General features: G+C 63.9%; 23 protein-coding genes and 1 pseudogene. 11 read left to right on the top strand and 13 right to left on the bottom strand.

The features are described 5' to 3' along the window. Window positions 1–45: 45 nt before the first annotated feature. The 4 genes from pssA to MKI86_RS02770 all read left to right on the top strand — a co-directional run bounded on the left by pssA (window position 46) and on the right by MKI86_RS02770 (window position 4,172). A complete protein-coding gene (pssA, locus tag MKI86_RS02785) occupies window positions 46–894 on the top strand; it encodes a CDP-diacylglycerol--serine O-phosphatidyltransferase (RefSeq protein ID WP_241596822.1) in 849 nt (282 codons plus the stop codon). Window positions 895–1,026: 132 nt separating this feature from the next. Next, the gene (locus tag MKI86_RS02780; protein ID WP_370879873.1) at window positions 1,027–1,482 is read left to right on the top strand and encodes a MarR family winged helix-turn-helix transcriptional regulator; all 456 of its coding nucleotides are present in this window, start codon (window positions 1,027–1,029) and stop codon (window positions 1,480–1,482) included. Continuing rightward, window positions 1,479–3,134, top strand: coding sequence for an MFS transporter (locus tag MKI86_RS02775; RefSeq protein ID WP_370879872.1), 1,656 nt, complete (start codon window positions 1,479–1,481; stop codon window positions 3,132–3,134). The genes MKI86_RS02780 and MKI86_RS02775 overlap by 4 nt, the downstream gene beginning before the upstream one ends. Window positions 3,135–3,137: 3 nt before the next feature. Next, complete coding sequence (locus tag MKI86_RS02770) at window positions 3,138–4,172, top strand: HlyD family secretion protein (protein WP_241596803.1); 1,035 nt, start codon at window positions 3,138–3,140, stop codon at window positions 4,170–4,172. On the opposite strand, the pseudogene MKI86_RS23865 reads toward MKI86_RS02770, so the two are convergent. The 6 genes and pseudogenes from MKI86_RS23865 to alr all read right to left on the bottom strand — a co-directional run. After that, window positions 4,151–4,332, bottom strand: a pseudogene (locus tag MKI86_RS23865) (bifunctional diaminohydroxyphosphoribosylaminopyrimidine deaminase/5-amino-6-(5-phosphoribosylamino)uracil reductase RibD); the annotation flags it as partial. The gene MKI86_RS02770 and the pseudogene MKI86_RS23865 overlap by 22 nt on opposite strands. Before the next feature lie 25 nt (window positions 4,333–4,357). Continuing rightward, window positions 4,358–5,098, bottom strand: a complete 741-nt coding sequence (locus MKI86_RS02765; protein WP_241596800.1) for an SDR family NAD(P)-dependent oxidoreductase — start codon at window positions 5,096–5,098, stop codon at window positions 4,358–4,360. An 11-nt stretch (window positions 5,099–5,109) separates the two neighbouring features. Next, on the bottom strand, window positions 5,110–6,603 hold the full coding sequence (gene purF / locus MKI86_RS02760; protein ID WP_241596798.1) for an amidophosphoribosyltransferase: 1,494 nt from the start codon (window positions 6,601–6,603) through the stop codon (window positions 5,110–5,112). A 192-nt stretch (window positions 6,604–6,795) separates the two neighbouring features. Then, window positions 6,796–7,398, bottom strand: a complete 603-nt coding sequence (locus MKI86_RS02755; protein WP_241596784.1) for a CvpA family protein — start codon at window positions 7,396–7,398, stop codon at window positions 6,796–6,798. A 141-nt stretch (window positions 7,399–7,539) separates the two neighbouring features. Further along, window positions 7,540–8,943, bottom strand: coding sequence for a DNA repair protein RadA (gene radA, locus MKI86_RS02750; RefSeq protein ID WP_241596782.1), 1,404 nt, complete (start codon window positions 8,941–8,943; stop codon window positions 7,540–7,542). A 101-nt stretch (window positions 8,944–9,044) separates the two neighbouring features. Then, on the bottom strand, window positions 9,045–10,214 hold the full coding sequence (alr, locus tag MKI86_RS02745; protein WP_241596780.1) for an alanine racemase: 1,170 nt from the start codon (window positions 10,212–10,214) through the stop codon (window positions 9,045–9,047). A 102-nt stretch (window positions 10,215–10,316) separates the two neighbouring features. Between alr and MKI86_RS02740 the strand changes: the two genes are divergently transcribed. After that, the gene (locus tag MKI86_RS02740; RefSeq protein ID WP_241596778.1) at window positions 10,317–10,910 is read left to right on the top strand and encodes a hypothetical protein; all 594 of its coding nucleotides are present in this window, start codon (window positions 10,317–10,319) and stop codon (window positions 10,908–10,910) included. A 64-nt stretch (window positions 10,911–10,974) separates the two neighbouring features. Here MKI86_RS02740 and MKI86_RS02735 read toward each other — a convergent pair whose 3' ends face one another. The 6 genes from MKI86_RS02735 to rpsF all read right to left on the bottom strand — a co-directional run bounded on the left by MKI86_RS02735 (window position 10,975) and on the right by rpsF (window position 16,747). Continuing rightward, complete coding sequence (locus MKI86_RS02735; protein ID WP_241596776.1) at window positions 10,975–12,474, bottom strand: replicative DNA helicase; 1,500 nt, start codon at window positions 12,472–12,474, stop codon at window positions 10,975–10,977. A gap of 271 nt (window positions 12,475–12,745) precedes the next feature. Next, window positions 12,746–14,032 (bottom strand): cyclopropane fatty acid synthase, encoded by a 1,287-nt coding sequence (locus tag MKI86_RS02730; RefSeq protein WP_241596774.1) that lies wholly within the window; start codon window positions 14,030–14,032, stop codon window positions 12,746–12,748. Between the two features lie 205 nt (window positions 14,033–14,237). Continuing rightward, entirely contained in the window at window positions 14,238–14,816 is a 579-nt protein-coding gene (gene rplI, locus MKI86_RS02725; protein ID WP_241596770.1) for a 50S ribosomal protein L9, read from the bottom strand. Between the two features lie 21 nt (window positions 14,817–14,837). Continuing rightward, window positions 14,838–15,812, bottom strand: coding sequence for a YybS family protein (locus MKI86_RS02720; RefSeq protein WP_241596768.1), 975 nt, complete (start codon window positions 15,810–15,812; stop codon window positions 14,838–14,840). 209 nt (window positions 15,813–16,021) lie between these two features. Further along, window positions 16,022–16,270 carry a 30S ribosomal protein S18 gene (gene rpsR, locus MKI86_RS02715; protein WP_023515801.1) on the bottom strand — a complete coding sequence of 83 codons (249 nt, stop codon included), beginning with the start codon at window positions 16,268–16,270 and terminating at the stop codon, window positions 16,022–16,024. A 24-nt stretch (window positions 16,271–16,294) separates the two neighbouring features. Further along, window positions 16,295–16,747 carry a 30S ribosomal protein S6 gene (gene rpsF / locus MKI86_RS02710; RefSeq protein WP_117369405.1) on the bottom strand — a complete coding sequence of 151 codons (453 nt, stop codon included), beginning with the start codon at window positions 16,745–16,747 and terminating at the stop codon, window positions 16,295–16,297. A 352-nt stretch (window positions 16,748–17,099) separates the two neighbouring features. Here rpsF and MKI86_RS02705 point away from each other — a divergent pair, with 352 nt between their 5' ends. After that, window positions 17,100–17,462 carry a flagellar basal body-associated FliL family protein gene (locus MKI86_RS02705; protein WP_241596766.1) on the top strand — a complete coding sequence of 121 codons (363 nt, stop codon included), beginning with the start codon at window positions 17,100–17,102 and terminating at the stop codon, window positions 17,460–17,462. Window positions 17,463–17,596: 134 nt separating this feature from the next. Here the strand turns inward: MKI86_RS02705 and MKI86_RS02700 are convergent, their stop codons facing one another. Continuing rightward, a complete protein-coding gene (locus MKI86_RS02700; RefSeq protein ID WP_241596764.1) occupies window positions 17,597–18,640 on the bottom strand; it encodes an aldo/keto reductase in 1,044 nt (347 codons plus the stop codon). Window positions 18,641–18,833: 193 nt separating this feature from the next. On the opposite strand from MKI86_RS02700, the gene fabD reads away from it, so the two are divergent. The 5 genes from fabD (at window position 18,834) to mltG (ending at window position 23,948) form a co-directional block, all read left to right on the top strand. After that, entirely contained in the window at window positions 18,834–19,775 is a 942-nt protein-coding gene (gene fabD, locus MKI86_RS02695) for an ACP S-malonyltransferase (protein WP_241596762.1), read from the top strand. A 119-nt stretch (window positions 19,776–19,894) separates the two neighbouring features. Further along, window positions 19,895–20,632, top strand: a complete 738-nt coding sequence (gene fabG / locus MKI86_RS02690; RefSeq protein WP_241596760.1) for a 3-oxoacyl-[acyl-carrier-protein] reductase — start codon at window positions 19,895–19,897, stop codon at window positions 20,630–20,632. Between the two features lie 281 nt (window positions 20,633–20,913). Beyond that, complete coding sequence (locus MKI86_RS02685; protein WP_003531676.1) at window positions 20,914–21,150, top strand: acyl carrier protein; 237 nt, start codon at window positions 20,914–20,916, stop codon at window positions 21,148–21,150. Window positions 21,151–21,268: 118 nt separating this feature from the next. After that, window positions 21,269–22,528: a beta-ketoacyl-ACP synthase II gene (gene fabF, locus MKI86_RS02680; protein ID WP_241596758.1), complete on the top strand. Its 1,260-nt coding sequence runs from the start codon at window positions 21,269–21,271 to the stop codon at window positions 22,526–22,528. A 238-nt stretch (window positions 22,529–22,766) separates the two neighbouring features. Further along, the gene (gene mltG, locus MKI86_RS02675) at window positions 22,767–23,948 is read left to right on the top strand and encodes an endolytic transglycosylase MltG (RefSeq protein ID WP_241596756.1); all 1,182 of its coding nucleotides are present in this window, start codon (window positions 22,767–22,769) and stop codon (window positions 23,946–23,948) included. The last annotated feature ends 259 nt before the right edge of the window (window positions 23,949–24,207 follow it).

Genomic DNA, 24,207 nt, shown 5'->3' with positions numbered 1-24,207 from the left:
GCGTTTTGCGCCGCGGCCGCGTCCAACCAAGAGAAACGACACGCGATGGAAACGCCATTTCCACCCTATGAGCCTGACGGCCCGAACGACGAAGCGCGCGGGCCGCGCCTGCGCGAAATCCCGCTGCGCATCGTCATTCCCAACGTCATCACTGTACTTGCTATCTGCGCGGGCCTCACCGGCATTCGGCTGGCCTTTGAAAACCGCTACGAACTGGCTGTGGGCATGGTGCTGCTCGCCGCCTTCCTCGATGGCATCGATGGGCGCGTGGCACGCCTTCTCAAGGCCACGTCGAAATTCGGCGGCCAGATGGATTCGCTCGCCGACATCGTCAATTTTGGCGTCGCGCCCGCGCTCGTGCTCTATGTCTTCATCCTCGATCAGGCCCGCTCCTTCGGCTGGATTGCGGCACTGATCTACGCCATCGCGGCGGGCCTTCGCCTTGCGCGCTTCAATGTCATGGCCGAGCGCGAGACCAAGGCGAAATGGCAGAGCGAATACTTTGTTGGCGTGCCGGCCCCGGCCGGCGCCATGCTCGTGCTCCTGCCGGTTTATATCGGCTTCCTCGGCGTGCCGCCGAGCCCGCTCTTCGCCTTCCTTGCCTCCGGCTATACGGTGGTGATCGGCTTCCTTCTGGTGAGCCGCCTGCCGGTCTGGTCGGGCAAGTCCGAGGGCAGCCGCATCCGCCGTGATCTCGTGCTGCCCGGCATCCTGCTCGTCGTGCTCTATGTGGCGACCCTGATGAGCTTTACCTGGGAAACCATGGTGGTGACCGTCGTGGCCTATCTCCTGACGCTGCCCTTCGGCGCCCGGTCCTGGAAGCGCAAATATGGCGGCTGGTCTGCACCGGTCACGCCGGCCGCCAGCGAGTTTCCCGAAACCGACGGCCACTGACCGCCGCAATCATTTTTACGTGAGCTTGCTGCAAGCCCCGTCCAGTCCTCTGGGCGGGGCTTGATTTTTGTCATGCCTTGGATTACCTAGCAAGCAAATAGATAGTGAGCTAATAATATTTAGGCTACCAAGATGACGATGACCGATCCGCGTGAACGCCTCCTCGACGATCTCTCCCGTGTCCAGCGCAAGATGCGCGCCTTGTTCGATGCGCGGGTGAAGGAGAGGGGGCTGACCCTGCCACGCGCCCGCGCCCTGATGATTCTCGGGCGCGGTTCCCAGCTCAACCAGCGCGAACTGGCCGATGAACTCGATATCGAGACGCCGACGCTGGTGCGCCTGCTCGACGGCATGGAGAAGCAGGGTTTCATCGCCCGCCAGTCGGTGGAGGGCGACCGCCGTGCCAAGCAGATCGTCATGACGCCGCACGGCGCGCGCATGGCCGGCGAAGTGCTCGATCTTGCGCGCTCGCTGCGGGCGGACGTGCTGGCCGACATTTCCACGGCCGACATGACGGCGACAGTGAAAGTCTTCGCGGCCATGTCGGACAACATTGCCAGGAGCTGCCGGGACAGCGTCGAGGCATGAGCACGGTTTCCCCAAGCGATGAGCTGGACGAGCCGGCCGAGCCGGTAACGCCGGTGGCCGCGCCACCGGCACCGCCGCCGATGCCACCCGGCCGTGCCGCCCTCTACATGGCCGCCTCCACGTTGCTCGCCATGACGCAGGGCTTCGGCATGAACTTCGTCGCCGCCAATCTGCCGCAGCTGCAAGGCCCGCTTGGCGCGACAAGCACGGAGGCGGTCTGGCTGGTCGCGGCCTATATGGCGCCCAACGCCTCGCTGTCGATCGCGCTCATCAAGATCCGCAACCAGTATGGTCTGCGCCACTTCGCCGAACTCGGCATTGCCGTCTTCCTCGTCGTTTCGGTAATGCACATCTTCATCACCGATCTGCATTCGGCAATCGTGCTGCGCTTCTTTGCCGGCATGGCTGCCGCGCCCCTCTCGTCCCTCGGCTTCCTCTACATGCTGGAGGCCTTTTCACCGGCGCGAAAGCTGACCGTCGGCATCTCGCTGGCGCTGACCAATATCGGGCTGGCCGCGCCGCTGACCCGCATCATCTCGCCGCCGCTGATCGACCTCGGCGGGGTAAGGTCGCTGCTCTATCTCGAACTCGCGCTCGCCATGCTGTCCTTCGCGGCGATCTATCTCCTGCCGCTGACCCCGATTCCGCGTGCCAAGGTCATCGAGAAGCGCGATATCGTCAGCTATCTTTTCATCGCCGTCGGCTTCGGCTCGGCTGCCGTGATCTTCGTCGTCGGCCGAACCTACTGGTGGCTGGAGGCGGAGTGGATCGGCGTTCTGGCCGTCGTGATGATTGCCGCGCTCACCATCGCGGCCGTTCTCGAGCTCAATCGGGAGACGCCGCTGATCGACCTGCGCTGGCTTCTCAGCCGCGAGGTGATGCATTTCGCCGCCGTCCTCATCCTCTTCCGGCTGATGCTGGCCGAGCAGACGGCGGTGGCGAGCAACTTCTTCCAGATCATGGGCCTGCAGAACGGCCAGCTGACCGGCCTTTACACCTATGTCGCCCTGGCGACGCTTATGGGCGGGCTGGTCTGCGCGGCGATCCTCAAGCCCAGCCGTGAACCCGGCATCCACATGGCGGCGCTCATGCTGATCGGCGTCGGCGCCTGGCTCGACAGCCACGCCACCAATCTGACGCGGCCGCACGATATGTATCTCAGCCAGGCGATGATCGCCGCCGGCGGCGGTCTGTTTCTGCCGCCCGCCATCGCTGCGGGCTTCACCATGGCACTGCGCAAGGGCCCGCAATACATCCTGAGCTTCATCGTGGTCTTCCTCGTCACGCAGAGCCTTGGCGGCCTTGCCGGCTCCGCGATCTTCGGCTCCTTCATCACGCTGCGCGAGAAGTTCCATTCCAATATCCTCGCCCAGACAATGACCCTGACCGATCCGCTCGTCGCCGCGCGCATTTCGCAGCTTGCCGCCGGCTATGGCCGTACGATCACCGATCAGGCGGTGCTCAAGGCCGAGGGCGTGGCGCTGCTCAGCCAGCAGGTGACGCGCGAGGCGAACGTACTCGCGCACAACGATGCGTTTTTCGTCATCGCGCTTCTGGCGGTCGCCTCCGCCGTCGCGCTCGCCATCCACCGCATCTATGTCCGAATCAGAGAGGCGGGCGCCGTTTCGGGCGCGGCCGCCGCAAAGGCTTGATCCATGAAACAGTATATTCGCAACACCGCGACCGCGCTGGCGGTCGTCCTCGGCATCGCCGGCATCGTCGTCGTCGCCTATGCCTGGCGCCTTCCGCCCTTCAGTAGCCAGGTCCAGACGACGGACAATGCCTATGTGCGCGGCTACGTGACCCTGATCAGCCCGCAGCTCCCGGGCTATGTCACGGAGGTCGCCGTCAAGGACTATGAGAGCGTGAAGCAGGGGCAGGTGCTCGCCCGCCTGGATGACCGCATCTACCGCCAGAAGCTCGCCCAGGCCGAGGCAACGCTCGCCAGCCAGAAGGCGGCTCTTGCGAATTCAGAGCAGCAGGAAAATGCCGCCAAGGCCCGTATCGGCGCCAGCGAAGCCGCGCTCGGCGGTGCCACCTCGGCCAAGCGTCGGGCAGAGGAAAACTGGAACCGCGTCGAGGAACTGTCGACCAAGGGCATCTCCACCCAGAGCGATCTCGAGCAGAGCCGTACAACGCTCGATCAGGCCGAGGCCGCGGTCTCGCAGGCACAGGCCAATCTCGAAGTGTCGAAGCAGGATCTGCAGACGATCATCGTCGGCCGTGATTCGCTCGGCGCGGCCGTTGCCGGCGCCGAGGCCGCCGTGGAACTGGCGCGGATCGATCTTTCCAACACCGCGATCACCGCGCCGCGCGATGGCGTGGTCGGCGAGGTCGGCGTCAAGCTCGGCCAGTATGTCGCCGCCGGCACGCAGCTCATGGCCGTCGTGCCGCGCGATACCTGGGTCATCGCCAATTTCAAGGAAACCCAGCTTGCCTATATCAAGCCGGGGCAGGCGGTGGAGGTGACGGTCGATGCCTTCCGCCACGCCACGCTCAGGGGCCATGTCGAGCGCTTTTCGCCGGCCGCCGGCTCGGAGTTCAGCGTCATCAGGCCCGACAACGCCACAGGCAATTTCACCAAGGTCGCCCAGCGCATCCCCGTCCGCATCGCCATCGACGACGGGCAGGACCTGTCGCAATACCTGGCGCCGGGCCTTTCGGTGGAGGTGAGGACGGTGGTGGAGTAGGGCGCCAGCACCCCCTCTGCCCTGCCGGGCATCTCCCCCACAAGGGGGGAGATTGGATGGGGGCCTGCTTCGCCCCATCTCCAACGTCATTAGGTGAGCGACGCCAGTGCATCTTGCCGATCTCCCCCCTTGTGGGGGAGATGCCCGGCAGGGCAGAGGGGGTCTCCAAGCGATAACGCTGAAGATCACTCCGGCAGGCGGTAGTCCATCAGGCGCCCCTGGCGCATGTCGAACAGCTTGCCGGTCTCGGCATAGTCGCGCGCGACGAGCGGCAGGATGGCCTTGGCCACCTCGGAGGGATGCTGGACCGTCGAGGGGTCTTCGCCGGGGATGGCCTGGGCGCGCATGGCCGTGCGGGTGCCGCCGGGATCGAACGAGGTGATGCGTAGTGCCGTGCGCTGTGTCTCGCCGGCCCAGGTGCGGGCCAGGGCCTCGACGGCTGCCTTGGAGGCGGAGTAGGGCCCCCAGAACGGCTTGCATTTGTGGGCGGCGCTCGAGGAGAGCAGCACGGCGCGGCCGGCATCGGATTTCAGGAGCAGCGGCGCCACCGAGCGGATCAGCCGCCACGTCGCCGTGACGTTGATGTTCATCACCTTCTCGAACACCTTCGCCTCGACATGGTCGATCGGCGAGATAACCCCGAGAACGCCGGCATTGGCAATAAGGATGTCGAGCTTGCCCCAGCGCTCGAAGATCGAGCCGCCGAGCTTGTCGATGGCCGCCATGTCGGCGAGGTCGAAGGGCACCAGCGTGGCCGAGCCGCCCGCGGCCTGGATGGCATCGTCCAGTTCTTCCAGCCCCCCGACGGTGCGGGCACAGGCGATCACATGGGCGCCGGCCTTGGCCAGTTCGAGGGCGGTGAAATAGCCGATCCCGCGCGACGCGCCGGTGACCAGCGCGATGCGGTCTTTCAGGTCGATGCTCATGCTGTCTTCAATTATCCGTTGCTTGCCAGTACCGAGACCTTCCGTCCCATCGTCTCGCCTTCCTTGTCAAGGAGGCGCGTCGGATAGTCGCCGGTGAAGTAATGGTCGGTGAACTGCGGACGGGCCGGGTTGCGATCCTCGCCGCCGACGGCCCGGTAGAGACCGTCGATGGAGATGAACTCCAGCGAATCCGCGCCGATATACTTCGCCATGGCGTCGACGTCGGCATACTGGTTGGCCAGCAGCTTGTCCCGATCCGGCGTGTCGATGCCGTAGAAGTCCGGATAAAAGATCATCGGGCTCGCCACGCGCACATGCACTTCCTTGGCGCCGGCATCGCGGATCATCTGCACGATCTTGAGCGAGGTGGTGCCGCGCACGATCGAATCGTCCACGAGAATGACGCGCTTGCCCTCGATCATCGCACGGTTGGCCGAGTGCTTCAGCTTCACGCCGAAGGCGCGGATCTGCTGCGTCGGTTCGATGAAGGTACGGCCCACATAGTGGTTGCGGATGATGCCGTATTCGAACGGGATGCCGCTCTCCTGAGCGTAACCCAGAGCCGCGGGCGTGCCTCCATCCGGCACGGGCACCACGACGTCACCCTCGACCGGGTGTTCTTTCGCAAGGTTGATGCCCATGTTCTTGCGCGCCACATAGACGCTGCGGCCGCCGACGACGGAATCGGGACGGGCGAAATAGACATATTCGAACAGGCAGAGCCGTTCCGGCTGCGCATTGCCGGACTTCCTGGCCTCGATGGTGATCGAGCCATCGGGCTGGATTTCGCAGATGACGATTTCGCCGTTCTCCACGTCACGAATGAACTTGGCGCCGATGATGTCGAGCGCGCAGGTTTCCGAGGCGAAGATCGGCTTGCCGTCGAGTTCGCCCATGACGAGCGGACGGATACCGGTGGGGTCGCGCGCGGCGATCAGCTTCGTGCGGGTGATGCCGAGCATCGAATAGCCGCCTTCCATCTGGCGGATCGCATCGATGAAGCGGTCGGTCGTGTTGGTGTAGCGCGAGCGGGCGATGAGGTGGAGAACGACTTCCGTATCCGAGGTCGACTGACAGATGGCGCCGCCGGCAATAAGTTGACGGCGCAGCGTCAGGCCGTTGGTGAAGTTGCCGTTATGGGCGACCGCGATGCCGCCGACTTCCAGTTCCGCAAACAGCGGCTGCACGTTGCGCAGCGCCACTTCCCCTGTCGTGGAGTAGCGCGTGTGGCCGATCGCCATGTTGCCGGGCAGCTTCGCCAGCGTCACCGGATTGGTGTAATGGTCGCCGACGAGGCCCATATGCTTTTCGGTGTGGAACTGCATGCCGTCGACGGAAACGATACCCGCCGCCTCCTGGCCGCGATGCTGGAGCGCATGCAGGCCAAGCGCGGTCAGCGTTGCAGCATCGGGATGGCCCAGAATGCCGAAAACGCCACACTCCTCGTGAAGCGTATCGCCGTCGAGATCGTCATCGTGGCGGCCGGGGAACAGGAAATCGCTCATTGCTGCAAGCCTTTGCTCGGAACCTGGGAGGTTGCACGGGGGTCTTCACCGCTCCGGCCATGCCCATATGGGTATGGCCTAAAGCATTTGCCACCGAGGCCCGGAAGCATCAGTGGCTGTTCTTTCATCCTAACAAAAAAACGGGGAGCCTGCCTTCGTCAATTTTCGCGAGCGGCGGCTCCCCTGATTGTCTTATCCGTTCGTCGCGGGCGTCTCTTCGGCGGGCGCCTGGTTCGTTCCGCCGGCAGCACCGTCCGGATCCTCCGTGGCGCCGTCGGTCTGCTTGCCGCGCAGGCGGTCGATGATCGTCGCGTCGGCATCTTCCGGCAACAGCGCCACGAGGCGCGAGCCGAGATTGTCGAGCAGCGGCTTGGATTTCGCGGTGGTGACCCAGGACGGCTGCTGCTGCGGTGCCACCAGCCAGTTGAAGAACAGCATGGCGACGACGACGAGCAGGATGCCGCGCGCCGCGCCGAACAGGAAGCCCAGGGTGCGGTCGAGTGCGCCGATACGGCTGTCGATGATGAAATCGGCGATGCGCATGGTGATGAAGGAGATCACGATGAGCGCGACGAGGAAGATGGCGGCGGCGGAACCCACCAGGGCGACCGTATCGCTCGTCGTATAGTCCTTCGCATAGGGCAGAAGGACGGGATACAGGAAATAGGCGGCGGCTGCGGCACCGACCCAGCTTGCGACGGAGAGCACCTCGCGCGAGAAGCCGCGCACCATCGCCAGCACGGCGGAGAACAGCGCAACGCCGATGACGATACCGTCGAGAATTGTGATGGGCATGTTCGTCCTACTCCAAACCCGAAATGTCGCCAGGCCCGCCCCGTGCGAAGCGCACATTAGCGGAAGGCGTCTTCGCCGTCCCGGTTCGGCACGCTTCAAACCCGTGTTTCCCACAGGGCATTGACCCGCTGCCGAAGGCCGTCAGACGTCCTCGTCTTCCCGCTTGAGGGCGCTCTTCGATCCGGCGATGCGCGCCACCAGGTCCGGCAGGCCTTCGATCTCGCTCCAGCGGCCGCCGGTGCCCTTGGGCAGTTCGGCTGAACCCGCTGGCAGCAGGGCCTGCGAAAACCCCAGCTTTTCCGCCTCCTTGAGGCGCTGGGCGGTGTGCGCAACCGGACGAATGGCGCCCGACAGGCTGACTTCGCCGAAATAGACGCAATCGGCGGGAAGGGCAAGACCGGCAAGCGAGGAAACCAGCGCCGAGGCCACCGCAAGGTCCGCCGCCGGCTCCGAGATGCGGTAGCCGCCCGCCACATTGAGGTAAACGTCGTGTTGACCGAGCCGCACGCCGCAATGGGCCTCCAGCACCGCAAGGATCATCGAAAGGCGCGCCGAATCCCAGCCGACGACGGCGCGGCGCGGTGTGCCGAGCGAGGTCGGCGCCACCAGCGCCTGCACCTCAACCAGCACCGGCCGCGTGCCCTCCATGCCGGCGAAGACCACCGCACCCGGCGCCTTTTCGTTGCGCTCGCCGAGGAAGAGCTCTGACGGATTGGAGACCTCGCGCAGGCCCTTGTCGGACATTTCGAAGACGCCGATCTCGTCCGTCGGCCCGAAGCGGTTCTTCACGGTGCGCAAAATGCGGTAATGGTGGCCGCGGTCACCCTCGAAATAGAGCACGGCATCGACCATGTGTTCCACGACGCGCGGTCCCGCGATCTGGCCTTCCTTGGTGACATGGCCGACCAGCACCATGGCCGCGCCCGTCTGCTTGGCGAAGCGGATCATGGCCTGCACGCCGGTGCGCACCTGCGTCACCGTGCCGGGCGCGGCTTCCGCCGTATCGCTCCACAGCGTCTGGATCGAATCGATGATAACGAGGTCCGGCCGTTTGCCTTCGCCGATGGTGGCCAGGATGTCCTCGACATTGGTCTCGGCGGCGAGCAGCACGTCGGTCTGGTGTGCCTGGAGACGTTGCGCGCGCAGCCTGACCTGCGCCACGGCCTCTTCGCCCGAGACATAGATGATGCGGTGGCCATGGCGGGAGAGGGCAGCAGCGGCCTGCATCAGCAGCGTCGACTTGCCGATGCCGGGATCGCCGCCGATCAGCACGGCCGAGCCGCGCACGAAGCCGCCGCCCGTGGCGCGGTCGAGTTCGGCGATGCCGGTATGGATGCGCGGCGCTTCCTCGATCTCGCCCGAGAGCGCGGTCAGCGCGACGGGCCGGCCCTTCTTCGGCACCTTGCCGGGGCCCGAGCCGATGCCACCCATCGGGTCTTCCTCGACCACGGTGTTCCACTCGCCACAGCCCTCGCATTTTCCCACCCAGCGGGAATGCGTGGTGCCGCAGTTCTGGCAGACGAATTGAGTGCGGCCTTTCGCCATCAGGACTTGTTCTCCGGTATCAGTCGCTAGTGGCAATAGCACAAAACGGGAACAAGTCCAGTTCGCCGGTGGTGGTGGGCACGTCGCCGTCGTGAGGCGATCTACTTCTTCAACGCCTCGTAGCGCCGTTCGTAGCGGTTGCCCAGGCTTGTAAGAAGCTCGTAATCGACGGTGCCGGCGGCACGCGCCACATCCTCGATCGGCATGGTCCTGCCGAAGAGTTCGATGAAATCACCCGGCCGCACGCTTCCGGCGGGCAGGTCCGTCACATCGAAATGCGTTAGGTCCATGGTCACGCGGCCGATGATCGGCACCGGGTGGCCATGCAGCATGCCGCTCGGGCCGGCAAGGCCGGTCTGGCGCAGCGTTATGCCGGCGCTGGAAAGGCTGCGCATATAGCCGTCCGCATAGCCGATGGCGGCGATGGCGACGCGTGTATCGCGCGCGCAGACCACGGCGGCGCCGTAGCCGACGCTTTCGCTGGCCTTCACGTCGCGCACCTGGAGAATGCGGGCCTCCGCCGTGACGACCGGTTTCATCGGGTTGGGCACGCCATTGACCGCAGCTCCGCCATAAAGCGCGATGCCGGGGCGGGTGAGGGTGAAGTGATAGTCCTCGCCGAGAAAGATACCGGCGGAATTGGCAAGCGTCGCGTCGATATCGCCGAAGGCGGAAATGACGCTGCGGAAGCGCTGGAGCTGCTGTCGGTTCAGCGCGTGGGAAGGCTCGTCGGCGCAGGCGAGGTGGCTCAGCAGCATGATCGGCGAAAAGCTTGCGGGGCGAGCGATGTCATCGGCAAGCGCCAGCGCATCCTCCACCCTCAGCCCCAGACGGCTCATGCCGGTGTCGACATGCAGCACGCAGGGAATGTCGCCGCCATCGGCAATCGCCGACATGAACACGACAAGCTGTTCCTCCGAGACAATGACCGGCACGAGGTCGTATTCGAAGAACAGCCGCTCGGCGCCCGCCCACATGCCCGAAAGCACATAGATGCGCGCATCGGGCAGAACGGCACGCACAGCAGCGCCTTCGGCGGGCGTAGCGACGAAGAAGTCGCGCGCGCCAGCCTGGTGGAAGGTTTTGGCGGCGGGTTCCAGGCCGATTCCGTAGGCGTCGGCCTTCAGCACGGCGGCGGTGCGGGCCGCGCCGGAGCGGCGGTCCATGGCGCGCCAGTTGTCGGCAAGCGCGGAAAGGTCGATCGTCAGGCGGGCATGATCCTCGCCTGCGACAGGAAGCGTTGGGCGGCCGGAAGCTGAAAGTTTGCTCATCGTGTGGAAATACAGCCTGTGGACTGTGGCCGCAATACGGTCGGCGCGCGCATTGCGGCGGCCCGGCGCCGGCCCTATGGTGCGGTGCAAACAGGAGCGAGCATGGCGCGCAGAAAACCATTGATCATTGCCGCTGCGATGTTTCTCCTGGCCATGCCCGTCCTCGCGCAGGAGACCCCGACCGACGCGGATATCCGGGATGCCCATGCGGCGCTGCTCGGCCTTGCCCGCGACGATGGAACGCCCGAGAAGGACGGCGCTGCCGCCGTCTATTATTCCATCGTCGAAAACCCGGATGCGCCGCGCCTCGTCACCCGTCTCGAAGTGGGCGGCGCCCCATGCCGCTCCCGCTTCATGTCCGCGCTGCAGTTTCCCAACCAATGGGCAACCCTGACCTTCGGCATGGTGGACCTGCGCCGTGTCACGTCCGTCGTCGCCTACGCTTCGGCCGACGATATGATCGCGGGCGTGAAGCCGGTGCCGGTCGATTCGGAAAAGGCCGTGCAGATCGTTCTAACCGGCAAGGATCTGCATTGCTCCAGCCGCATGGCGCTTTCGGGCGAAGCCGCCTCGGACCCGGTTTGCTCCGACCGGCTGGACCTGACACTGACGGACGCGCGGGAAAAGGAGCGCGCCCGCAAGGCGCTCGCCATCGTCGCCGGCATCTGCAAGGCTCCGGCCTTTTCGAAGAAGTAAGCGCGCAAAAAGGCCGGGCAGGGCCCGGCCGTTCGTCGCAGATATAAGCGGCTTGAACCGGGCCTCAATGCTCGTACTGGGTGAAGGACGGGTCGGCGAGGTCGGTGAAGCGGGTGTATTCCGACTGGAAGGCGAGCTTCACGGTGCCGGTCGGTCCGTGACGCTGCTTGGCGATGATGACGTCGGCCGTACCCTTCACGGCCTCGAACTTCATCTTCCATTCCTCGTATTTCGGATCGAACTCGTCGCGCGGCTCGAGGTTCTTCACGTAGTATTCCTCGCGGAACACGAAAAGCACCACGTCTGCGTCCTGCTCGATGGAGCCTGATTCGCGAAGGTCCGAAAGCTGCGGGCGCTTGTCCTCGCGGCTTTCCACCTGACGGGAGAGCTGCGACAGCGCGATGATCGGCACGTTCAGTTCCTTGCCCAGCGCCTTGAGGCCCGTGGTGATCTGGGTGATTTCCTGCACGCGGTTGTCGCTCGACTTGCCCGAGCCGGTCATGAGCTGGATATAGTCCACCACAAGGCAATCGAGACCGCGCTGGCGCTTGAGGCGTCGGGCGCGTGCCGAGAGCTGGGCGATGGAAATACCACCGGTCTGGTCGATATAGAGCGGCACCTTCTGCATCATCTGGCTGCAGGCGACGAGCTTCTCGAAATCGGCCTCGGAAATGTCGCCGCGGCGGATCTTCGAGGAAGAGACTTCCGTCTGCTCGGAAATGATACGGGTCGCCAGCTGTTCTGACGACATTTCGAGCGAGTAGAAGCCGACGACGCCGCCATTGCGCGCCTTGTAGGAGCCGTCCGCCTGCACTTCGGGCTCGTAGGACGCCGCAATATTGTAGGCGATGTTGGTGGCAAGCGAGGTCTTGCCCATGCCGGGACGTCCCGCAAGCACGATAAGGTCTGAACGCTGCAGGCCGCCCATGCGGGCGTCGAGCGAATGGATGCCGGTGGAAATGCCCGACAGCGAACCATCGCGCTCGAAAGCCTGACCGGCCATGTCGATCGCCTGCGCCACCGCATCGTTGAACGACTGGAAACCGCCGTCGTAGCGGCCGGTTTCGGCCAGTTCGAACAGCCGGCGTTCGGCATCCTCGATCTGCGTTTGCGGCGGCATGTCGAGCGGCGCGTCATAGGCGATGTTGACCATGTCCTCGCCGATATTGATCAGCGAGCGACGCAGTGCGAGATCGTAGATCGCCCGGCCATAGTCTTCCGCGTTGATGATCGTCACGGCCTCGGCCGCCAGACGCGCAAGATATTGCGGGATCGTCAGGTCGCCGACCCGTCCGTCGGTCGGCAGGTGCGTCTTGAGCGTGATCGTCGTGGCAATCTTGCCCATGCGGATCGTATCGCCGGCAAGCTCGTAAATCTTGCGGTGCAGCGGCTCGTGGAAATGGATCGGCTTCAGGAAGTCGGAGACGCGGTAATAGGCATCGTTGTTGACGAGAATGGCGCCCAGCAGCGCCTGTTCGGCCTCGACGTTGTTCGGTGCCTCGCGATGGTGAAGCTCCGTATTGTCGTGACCGGCCTGGCTGAGCTTGCGCACGGCATCATTCATCGTCCCGAATCTCCCCGTCCTCTTTTGCGAAGGCCGATGGTTTGGGTTCTTTACCGTCGGGGGTCAAGCGCATCCGACTCACACCGACGTTTAAGCCCGGTCTTAGACTTTTCCACAGGCGGGCATGACACAGCAAGCCCGGATTCCTCTGGGACATCTGGCTTTCGGTTGACTCGCTACGCGAATCTTCACGCATTGCCAGCCGAGGCGGCACACTGAGGCATCTGAAACAACGATCGAAAAGCTCTGGTGAGTGTTGCCCGGAGCGTCTCTAGAGCGATGCCTCCTGCGGGAACTGCCGCGGGCCGCGCTGCTCGCCTTTGGGATTGCCCTCATGCGCCTTGAGGCAATCCTCACCGCGGCCGATATAGTCGCGGGTCAGCGGCATGGCCTCCTGATCGTGCGCCAGCTGGAGCTGGAAGACGACGAGGTTCTGCCAGCGGAAGGCGCTTTCGGAAGCCGCGAGATAGAACTCCCAGATGCGGCAGAACTTCTCGTCATAGAGCGCCTTGGCCTCGTCGCGCCGGGCCATGAAGCGCTCGCGCCAGTGGCGCAGGGTCTCGGCATAATGCAGACGCAGGATTTCCACATCCGTCACGACAAGCCCGCTTTTCTCCACAGCCTGCATCACCTCGGACAGGGCAGGGATGTAGCCCCCGGGAAAGATGTATTTCTCGATGAACGGATTGTTGGCCGTCGGCCGGTCGGTGCGGCCGATCGTGTGCAGCAGCATCACGCCATCGCGCTTCAGAAGGGCCGCGCTCTTCTTGAAGAAGGTGAGGTAGTTCGGCCGCCCGACATGCTCGAACATGCCGACCGAAACGATGCGGTCGAACGGGCCTTCCGTATTGCGGTAGTCCTGCAGCAGAAACGTCACCTCGTCGGCTAGCCCCGCCTCGTTCGCCCGCTTCACAGAAAGCGCGTGCTGCTCGTCGGAGAGGGTGACGCCCGTGACCTTCGCGCCGAGCTGGCGGGCAAGGTAGAGCGCCATGCCGCCCCAGCCGCTGCCGATGTCGAGCACGTTCTGGCCCGGCCTGTTGATGTTGAGCTTGGCGGCGATGTGCCGTTTCTTGGCAAGCTGCGCCTCGTCCAGCGACTGGTCCGGCCGTTCGAAATAGGCGCAGGAATATTGCCGGTCCTGATCGAGGAAGAGGTCGTAGAGCGCGCCGGTCAGGTCGTAGTGATGCTGCACGTTGCGGCGTGAGCGCACGACGCTGTTCTTCTCGCGCGCCCAGCGCAGCAGGTAGCGCAACCGCTCCAGCGTCCGGTTCCACCGTGTGTGGTAATACTGAAAGTCGGGATTGCCGGTGAAGACGATCTTGAGCAGACCGTACATGTCACCCTCGACGATATCGATATCGCCGGTGCCGTAGTGATGGCCGAGATAGTAGGCCGGGTCGAGCGCAAGGCCCCAAAGCGCCTTGCGGCTGTTGATGCGCATGTGCACCGGATTGCCGGTTCCATCGCCGAAGGTCTGGCGGGATCCGTCCGGGTAGGTGACCGTCAGATTTCCAGTCTCGACGAGGCGGGAAACAAGAGCCTGTACTATGAATTTCATCAGCAAACTCCGTCGCGCTTGAAAAAATGGCGGAACGGGTCTGGTCGGAAACCGGCCTGAAGAGCGGCCCAACCGCCAATCCAGTCTAACGGCTTATAAATATTGCTGAGAAAGCGGGGATTTCAACCCGTGTTTTTTGACCTGCCAAAACGAAGACGGGCCGGCAATGCCGGCCCGTCCCGTAACCAACCGTAGGGGCTGGATATTATGCTTCGTCTTCGTCCATGCCGTCAGCTTCCGGGTCGAAGAAGTCGGCTGCCGTCAGCGCGTCTTCGTCAACGCCGTAGATGGCGTCGGCCGAGGTCAGGCTTTCGCCCTTGGCCTGGCGCTCGGCTTCATCGGCCGAACGGGCAACGTTAAGCTCGATGGAGATCGCGACTTCGGCATGCAGGTGCAGCACGACCTTGTGCAGGCCGATGGCCTTGATCGGCGTGTTGAGTTCGACCTGGTTGCGGCCGACGTTGAAGCCTTCGGCTTCCAGTGCTTCGATGATGTCGCGCGCAGCGACCGAACCGTAGAGCTGGCCGGTTTCGCCGGCGGAGCGGACGATCACGAAGGACTTGCCGTCGAGCTTTTCGGCAACAGACTCGGCTTCGGACTTGCGCTCCAGGTTACGGGCTTCGAGCGTCGCACGCTCGGCTTCGAAGCGCTTCTTGTTGGCTTCGTTGGCGCGCAGCGCCTTGCCCTGCGGCAGCAGGAAGTTGCGGGCAAAGCCGTCGCGAACCTTTACGGTTTCGCCCATCTGGCCGAGCTTGGCGATGCGTTCGAGAAGAATGACGTCCATTTTAGAGTTCCTTTCTTGAGTTCAGGTATTTGGGTTTTTCTGTTCAGCCGGGCCTGTGGGCGTCAGCGCGATGGTGCGCCTCGTGTCCATCAGACCGAGAATGAGGATGAAGAAGACCGGTATCGTGAAGAGCAGTACCGAGATGTAGGTGAACCACAGCGCAAGCAGCCGCCATGGCTTGCCGCGGGTGCGGAAATGCAGGCTGGCGAAACCGGCGAGCACGAAGCCGGCGCCGAACGTGCCGCAGATCAAGGCGCCGATGATCGCCGGAACGCCGCCCACGAAGGTGAGCACGAGGCCGCCGAGGAAGGCGAAGATCGCATTGCGGTGCATGCGTAGCGTCGCGGGCATGTCCTCGCGCGGGCGCAGCCCCTTGCCGGAAGCGCGCACGATGAAGGACGCGATGTAATAGGCCGCAAACAGCAGGAACACCCACAGCGCGCCCTGCACGAGCGGCAGCGCGATCGCAAACACCGACTTCAGCTGCGCGACGGCGGTGGCATCCGGGTTATAGAGCGGCTCCTGCGCCTTCAGGGCCTCGATGACCATGTCGACGAGCTTGCTCGCCATCTCGCTGTCATAGCCGACGATGGCGCCGACCGCGATCATGCCGAGCGTGACCATCACGGCGAGATGGGCGAGGATGTTGGAAAGAGGATACCAGGCGAGCGCGTTGTCAGGGCCGCCGAGCTCGGAAGCCGGACGCGCGAGGTTCGCGAGATTGGAGAGCCAACCCGCCGGGATCAGCGTGATGAGCACGATCAGCGCGGCGAAATGCGAGGAAACGAGCGCGGACGCCGTGACGCCACCGGCAATGACGGCGATGAACGCACTGGCATTGCCCCAGCCGAGGCCGGCAATCAGAATGGGCAGGGCGGACGCTGCGTAAAGCACGATGGCCAGCGACGACTGCGCATTCGCGCTCAGCGAAAGCAGAGCGGCGGTCACACCGGCAACGAGGCCGATCGCAATCGAGGTTGGCGTCAAGGTCTTCACGTTCGCTGTCCTGTCTCATCAGACAGTTAGAGGAGGTTCCTGATCGATGGTTTCAGGACTGCCTCCCCAACATGGGGTTTTGGCTTCGAAAAGCCGGCGGCTCCGATCCGCGCCCAACGCGGAAGGGAAGCGGGGAAGGCGGAAGACCGTCTTCCCCTTGAGTCAGAGGCCCCGGCCTGACGCGGAGTCAGGCCGCAGCGTCAGCGTGCTTACGCTACGACGTAGGGCAGCAGACCGAGGAAGCGGGCGCGCTTGATCGCCTTGGCGAGTTCACGCTGCTTCTTCTGGGAAACGGCCGTGATGCGGGAAGGAACGATCTTGCCGCGCTCGGAAATGTAGCGCGACAGAAGACGGACGTCCTTGTAGTCGATCTTCGGAGCGTTTGCGCCCGAGAAGGGGCAGGTCTTGCGGCGGCGGTGGAACGGACGGCGTGCCGGAGCGGAAGAAACATCAGCCATATCTATAATCTCCTTCTGCTTCGATTACGCGCGGTCTTCGCGGGCCGGACGGTCGCCACGCGGCGGGCGGTCGCCGAAATCGCGGCGCGGACGGTCGCCGAAGTCGCGGCGCGGGCCGCGGTCGTCGCCTTCGCGGCGCGGACGGTCGTCGCGGTCACGCTTCTGCATCATGGCCGACGGGCCTTCTTCGTGCGCTTCGACGGCGATGGTCATGTAACGAAGGATGTCTTCGTTGATGCGCATCTGGCGCTCGACTTCGTGGATCGCAGCTGCCGGAGCGTCGATGTCCATCAGCGCGTAATGCGCCTTGCGGTTCTTCTTGATGCGGTAGGTCAGGGACTTGAGGCCCCAGTTTTCGACCCGGCCGACCTTGCCGCCGAACGATTCGATAACACCCTTGTACTGTTCGACGAGAGCGTCGACCTGCTGGGCGGACACATCCTGGCGGGCCAGGAAAACGTGTTCGTAAAGAGCCATGTGGCTTTGCCTTTCTTGCGTTTGCATATCACCCGAAACCGGCGCCAAGCCTCAACGACAGTTCTCAAGAGGCCGAAGCCCGAAGCAAGAAAAGCGTTAATCCAGACGGTCGAGAGCGGAGACACGGGAGGCTGGAGCCCTTGGCCCCAAACGGCATGTCACAAGGATATGCCGGCCCTCCGTTCAGCCACCAGCCGATTGACCGGGTGTTTTGAACAGCGCGCTTATACGGTTTTTTCCGCGAAACGCAAGGCCTGTCGCCAAAAGCCCCTGTTTCGTTCACCAACGCCTTGCGGAACCATCCCCGCACCCGGACGTTATCACCGCGATCCAACAACATGGAGTGAACGACATGCAAGACCCGAACCTTGTCAATCGTCCCCTGGAACACAACTCTCCGGATGGTCGCGTGGAGCGCCCGGTGCAGGACCGCGATCCCGTCGTTGTCAACAACACCCGGAGTGGTGGGACCGGCGGCTGGGCCGTCGCGGTGATCCTCGCCGTGCTGGTCGCCGTAGGTGCTTTCTACTTCGTCGGCAGCGGCACGCCCGATAATGTCGACCCGAACGCCAACACCTCGTCCGTCACGACGCCGGAAACCGCACCGGCCGCAGGCACGGCCACGGATGGCCAGACCGGCGGCGCCACGGGTACTCAGCAGCCGCTGAACACCCAGCCTGCAGAAGGCGGCGGCGCCACGACGACGACGCCATAAGAATTTCCGAAGCTCGGTCAAGGACAAACCCCAAGTCCGCGCCTGAGCAGAGGGAGCGAGAAACCCGCCGGAGACGGCGGGTTTCTTATTATGTGCATATGACCGAATTATGCGCATATGACCAAATGCCGATGTCAGATCGGCGCGGGATGCAGACGGTGGATGCGGGCGATGCCATCGAGCACCTCTTCCGACAATGTGACGTCCTTCGCCCCGATGTTCGTCTTCAGCTGCTCCATCGCGGTCGCGCCGATGATGACGGATGCCATGAAGGGGCGCGTCAGGCAGAAGGCGAGCGCCATCTGGGCCGGGTCGAGCCTGTGCTTGTGGGCAAGATCCACATAGGCGCGCACCGCCGGCTCCTGCAGCGGCTGGTAGCGCCCGCCGAGATCGCCGTTCTTCGTCAACCGGGAACCCTCGGGCTTCGCGCCATCGAGATATTTGCCGGTCAGCAGGCCGGCGGCGAGCGGCGAGTAGGCGAGGAGACCGATATCCTCGTGATGCGAAAGTTCCGCAAGGTCGAGATCGTAGGTCCGGTAGAGAAGGTTATACTCATTCTGGATGGAGGCGACGCGCGGCAGGCCTTTTTGCTCGGCAAGGGCGAGCATGCGCATCGTGCCCCAGGCCGTATCGTTGGAAAGCCCGAGCGCGCGGACCTTGCCGGCCTTGACGAGATCGCCCACGGTTTCAAGGATTTCCGAAAGTTCCTCGGCCACCTGATTGCGGTCCTGCTGCGAGGGGTCGTAACCCCAGGCATTGCGGAAATGATAATGGCCGCGGTTGGGCCAGTGCAACTGATAGAGATCGACATAGTCGGTCTGGAGGCGTGACAGGCTGGCGTCGATGGCCGCAAGGATGCCCGCGCGGTTCATCGGTTCGCCGCCGCGGATATGCGGGCGACCGGGGCCGGCGACCTTTGAGGCAAGCACCACCTTGTCGCGGTTGCCACGCGCCTTCAGCCAGCTGCCGATGAAGCGCTCGGTGTCGCCATACGTCTCCGGCGAGAGCGGAGTGGTCGGGTAGAGTTCGGCGGTATCTATAAAATTGACGCCCTGGGCGAGAGCATAATCGAGCTGGTCATGGGCTTCCTGCTCGCTGTTCTGGGAGCCCCAGGTCATGGTGCCGAGGCAGATTTCCGACACATCGATGCCGGTCCTGCCGAGCGGATTGTATTTCATGGGAGGGAAAATCCTTTTGTGGGAACGGCGCGAATGTAGGCGGGCGTCTGCGAAGTGCAAGACATGAGGCCGCAATTCCCTGTGCAAGGCGCGCCAAACGGCGGTTCGGGCACGGTGCGGGGGCGCGCCACGCCTTGACTTGGCCGGCCGGAATGTGAATGGAAAGGAAAACAGAAGACGGGAGACCCCGAAAATGAGCGTAGCATTCACTTTCCCCGGCCAGGGCAGCCAGGCCGTCGGCATGGGCAAGGAACTCGCAGACACCTTCCCGGAAGCGCGCGCCGTTTTCCAGGAAGTCGATGACGCCCTGGACCAGAAGCTTTCCGCCATCATGTTCGACGGCCCCGAGGACACGTTGACGCTGACGGCGAACGCCCAGCCGGCGCTGATGGCCGTTTCCATGGCCGTCATGCGCGTTCTGGAAGCGCGCGGCCTGTCGCTGAAGGACAAGGTATCCTATGTCGCCGGCCACTCGCTCGGCGAATATTCCGCGCTCTGTGCCGCCGGCACCTTCTCGCTGGCCGACACCGCACGGCTCCTGCGCATCCGCGGCAATGCCATGCAGTCGGCCGTCCCGGTCGGCGAGGGCGCCATGGCCGCCATCATCGGCCTGGAGCAGGCGGATGTCGAAGCCATCTGCCAGGAAGCGTCGAAGGGCGGCTCTTGCCAGATCGCCAATGACAATGGCGGCGGCCAGCTCGTCATCTCCGGTTCCAAGCCGGCGGTCGAGGTCGCAGCCCGGCTCGCGACGGACAAGGGCGCCAAGCGCGCGCTGATGCTTTCGGTCTCCGCCCCCTTCCATTCCGCCCTGATGGCGCCGGCCGCCGACGCCATGCGCGAGGCGCTTGCCGCCGTCGAGGCAAAGGCCCCGATCGTGCCGCTCATCGCCAATGTCCGCGCAGCACCCGTCAGCGATCCGCAGGAGATCGTCCGCCTGCTGGTGGAGCAGGTCACCGGCCAGGTCCGCTGGCGCGAAACGGTCGAGTGGTTCGGCGCAAACGGCATCACCACTGTTTACGAGGTCGGTTCCGGCAAGGTGCTGACCGGTCTGGCCCGCCGCATCGACAAGTCCGTCACCGGCATTGCCATCAACACGCCTGCCGACATCGACAATGCGCTCGCGGAGCTCGGCTGAGGGAACAGGCGATAGGCAGCAGATACTAGGGCGGAAAGCGCCCTGCATTCAAAACCCTGCTGCCTCATTCCGACTAGCCAATGCCTTCCCGTCTTCCGCTCAAACCACAGGAGCAACCCATGTTTGACCTTTCCGGCCGCAAGGCTCTCGTTACCGGCGCTTCCGGCGGCATCGGCGAAGAGATCGCCCGCATCCTGCATGCCCAGGGCGCCATCGTCGGCCTGCACGGCACCCGCGTCGAGAAGCTCGAAGCGCTTGCCAACGATCTCGGCGAACGCGTTCATATATTCCCGGCCAACCTGTCCGACCGCGCCGAGGTCAAGGCGCTTGGCGAGAAGGCCGAAGCCGATCTCGGCGGCGTTGACATTCTCGTCAACAATGCCGGCATCACTAAGGACGGCCTGTTCGTGCGGATGAGTGACGAGGACTGGGATGCGGTTCTGGAAGTGAACCTCACCTCCGTTTTCCGCCTGACGCGCGAGCTGACCCATCCGATGATGCGCCGCCGCTACGGCCGCATCATCAACATCACGTCGATCGTCGGCGTTACCGGCAATCCGGGCCAGGCCAACTACTGCGCCTCCAAAGCCGGCATGATCGGCTTCACCAAGTCGCTGGCGCAGGAGATCGCCACGCGCAACGTCACCGTCAACTGCGTTGCGCCTGGCTTCATCGAAAGCGCGATGACCGGCAAGCTGAACGACAAGCAGAAGGAAGCCATCATGGGTGCCATTCCCATGAAGCGCATGGGCACCGGCGCGGAAGTTGCGTCGGCCGTGGCCTACCTCGCGTCGTCGGAAGCCGCCTACATGACAGGGCAGACGCTGCACGTGAACGGCGGCATGGCCATGATCTGAATGGGCTGCGGGCACCCGGTCAACCGGCTGAAATTGCATGTTGACCGCTGGAGCGCCGGCCATTTTCGGACTTTGCGACAGACTTAAACCGTGTTAATCGGGCCATGACTGTCAGCAGTCGACCGGCAAAAGCCTGAGCGATCAGGCGGTGCGAATGAGTATCGCCGATGCCGTTTGCCGGTTGCAGGGATTGCCGGATGTGTTCTTGAGGCACATCGGGCGTGTTGAGTGTCCGGTGCCGTTAAAGGCGCCGATCAAAAACAAAGGTCGAGGAATCCGACATGAGCGATATCGCAGAACGCGTAAAGAAAATTGTCATTGATCATCTGGGCGTTGACGCCGAAAAGGTCAGCGAAGGCGCAAGCTTCATCGATGACCTTGGCGCGGACTCCCTCGACACCGTTGAGCTGGTCATGGCGTTCGAAGAAGAATTCGGCGTCGAGATCCCGGACGATGCCGCGGACTCGATCCTGACGGTCGGCGACGCTGTCAAGTTCATCGAGAAGGCCCAGGCCTGATCGAACCGATTTCCGGCGGGCCGCCTTCGGGTGGCCCGTCCCGGTCTCCGTCCGGGAGGCCGCTCCCCCCTCGTATCGAGGCAACAGAAATAACATTCTATAGGGTGGATCACGGACGATGAGGCGTGTCGTTATCACGGGTACCGGCATGGTATCTCCGCTTGGCTGTGGTACCGAAGTAACCTGGAACCGGCTTCTCGAAGGCCGCAGCGGTGCCGCAAGGGTCACTGCTTTCGAGGTGGAAGACCTTCCCGCAAAAATCGCCTGTTCCATTCCGCGCGGAGACGGCTCCGACGGCACCTATAATGCCGACCATTGGATGGAGCCCAAGGAGCAGCGCAAGGTCGATCCTTTCATCGTCTATGCGATGGCGGCTGCCGACATGGCGCTTGCCGATGCCGGCTGGCATCCGCAGAACGACGAGGACCAGATCGCGACCGGCGTTCTCATCGGTTCGGGCATCGGCGGTCTCGACGGCATTGTCGAGGGCGGCTACACGCTGCGCGACAAGGGCCCGCGCCGCATTTCGCCCTTCTTCATTCCCGGCCGACTGATCAACCTGGCTTCCGGCCATGTCTCGATCAAGCACAAGCTGCGCGGCCCCAATCATTCCGTCGTCACCGCCTGCTCGACGGGCGCGCACGCCATCGGCGATGCCAGCCGCCTGATTGCGCTCGGCGACGCCGATGTCATGGTCGCCGGCGGCGCCGAATCGCCTATCTGCCGCATTGCGCTGGCCGGCTTTGCCGCCTGCAAGGCTCTGTCGACCGAGCGCAACGACGACCCGACCGCCGCTTCGCGTCCCTATGACCGCGACCGCGACGGCTTCGTCATGGGCGAGGGCGCCGGCATCGTCATCCTGGAAGAGCTGGAGCACGCCAAGGCACGCGGCGCCAAGATCTACGCCGAAGTCGTCGGCTACGGTCTGTCCGGCGACGCCTACCACATCACCGCGCCGTCGGAAGACGGTGACGGCGCCTATCGCTGCATGCAGATGGCGCTGAAGCGCGCCGGCATTCCGGCAAGCGAAGTGGACTATATCAACTCTCACGGCACCTCGACGATGGCCGACACGATCGAACTCGGCGCGGTCGAGCGTCTGGTCGGCGATGCCGCGTCGCGGGTCTCGATGTCATCGACCAAGTCTGCCATCGGCCACCTGCTGGGTGCCGCCGGTGCTGTCGAGGCCATCTTCTCGGCGCTGGCGATCCGTGACAACATCGCGCCGCCGACGCTCAACCTCGACAATCCCGCCGTCGAGACGGCGATCGACTTGGTGCCGCACAAGGCCCGCAAGCGCGAGATTAACGTGGCGGTTTCCAACTCGTTCGGCTTCGGTGGAACGAACGCCTCGCTGGTTCTCAAGCGTTACGCCTGACCCTTTACCGCCGGCAAGGCATCCTCATCCGCCTGCCGGCAGTCTCTCCCCGCCGGGGAGAGGTAGAGAACCGAGATATCGCATTCTCATGACCTCCGCGCACAAGGCGGGGAGGTGGCCCGCGGGCCGGATGAGGGGAGAACTCGGCTGATCGATAGAGACGCGGGGGATCATCCCTGCTTTTGCCGCATTGCTCTGCTGGAAGACGTCGAGCAATGCCCGAACATGAGGACAGTCCGTGAGCGACACGAACGAACCTGGTGAAACGCCCTTTGGCCGAGCGGAAACATCCGGCCAGCCGCGCATCATCCCCAAGTCCGCCAATGAGGCTCTCCGGCCCGAACAGGTGCCTGAACCGCCGAGCCGCCGCCGTTCGCGCAAGGCCCGCAGCCAGGTCGTCATCTTCCTGAATTTCGTGATGACGCTGGTCGTCTTCGCCACGGTCATCGGCGTCGGCGTGTTCTATTACGGTGTCCGCAGCTACGACGAAGCCGGCCCGCTGGTCGCCAACACCAATTTCATCGTGCGCAATGGTGCCGGCACCAACGAAATCGCTGCCAATCTGGAGCGCAACAACATCATCACCGATGGCCGCGTGTTCCGTGTGCTCTCGCGCGTCTATCTCGACGGCGAGACGCTGAAGGCCGGCGAATACGAAATCAAGGCCGGCTCCTCGATGCGCGATATCGTCGAGCTCTTGAAATCCGGCAAGTCGATCCTTTACAGCGTCTCCGTGCCCGAAGGACTGACGGTCAAGCAGGTGTTCCAGCGCCTTGCGGACGATCCGGTGCTGGAGGGCGACCTGCCGCAGGACCTGCCGGTGGAAGGCACGTTGATGCCCGATACCTACAAGTTCTCGCGCGGCACCAAGCGTGCCGATATTCTCCAGCAGATGCTGAACGCCCAGAAGAACCTTGTGGACCAGATCTGGGCGCGCCGCGACGAAGGCCTTCCGGTCACCACCCGCGAGGATTTCGTGACGCTCGCCTCCATCGTGGAGAAGGAAACCGGCCGGGCGGATGAACGGCCGCGCGTTGCCTCCGTCTTCATCAACCGTCTCGAAAAGGGCATGCGCCTCCAGTCCGACCCGACGATCATCTATGGCATTTTCGGCGGCGACGGTAAGCCTTCGGACCGTCCGATCTATCAGTCGGACCTCGAAAAGCAGACGCCCTACAACACCTACATCATCCGCGGCCTGCCACCGACGCCCATCGCCAATCCCGGCCGTGCGGCGCTGGAGGCTGTGGCGAACCCGTCGCGCACGCCCGACCTCTACTTCGTGGCCGACGGCACGGGCGGCCACGTCTTTGCCGAAACGCTGGACGAGCACAATCAGAACGTCCGCCGCTGGCGCAAGCTGGAAGCCGAAAAGGCGGCCGCCGCCGCGAAGGAAGCCGAATCCGGCACTGCGCAGTGATGACAGGCAAATGATCAAGCGGCCCCGGAATTTCCGGGGCCGTTTTCTGTTGGAGGCAACACCCGTGCGGACGTCATCCATGGGCTTGGCCCGAGGCTCCGTCCATTGCATTGGCGATGCCGTTTTGGATGCTCGGAAAAGCGTGAATAGGGCGGGCGCCATGTCGGAAGTTCCTGATCCGTACATCCGTTGCCCCGTACATTGTCACCTTTGGTGTGGATCGCGCACGCTTCCGCGCCCTTGGGCGTTTCCAAGCCCT

It is taken from the genome of Shinella sedimenti (assembly GCF_022601905.1).
Lineage (GTDB): Bacteria > Pseudomonadota > Alphaproteobacteria > Rhizobiales > Rhizobiaceae > Shinella > Shinella sedimenti.
This window is presented reverse-complemented; position numbering and strand designations above follow the sequence as displayed.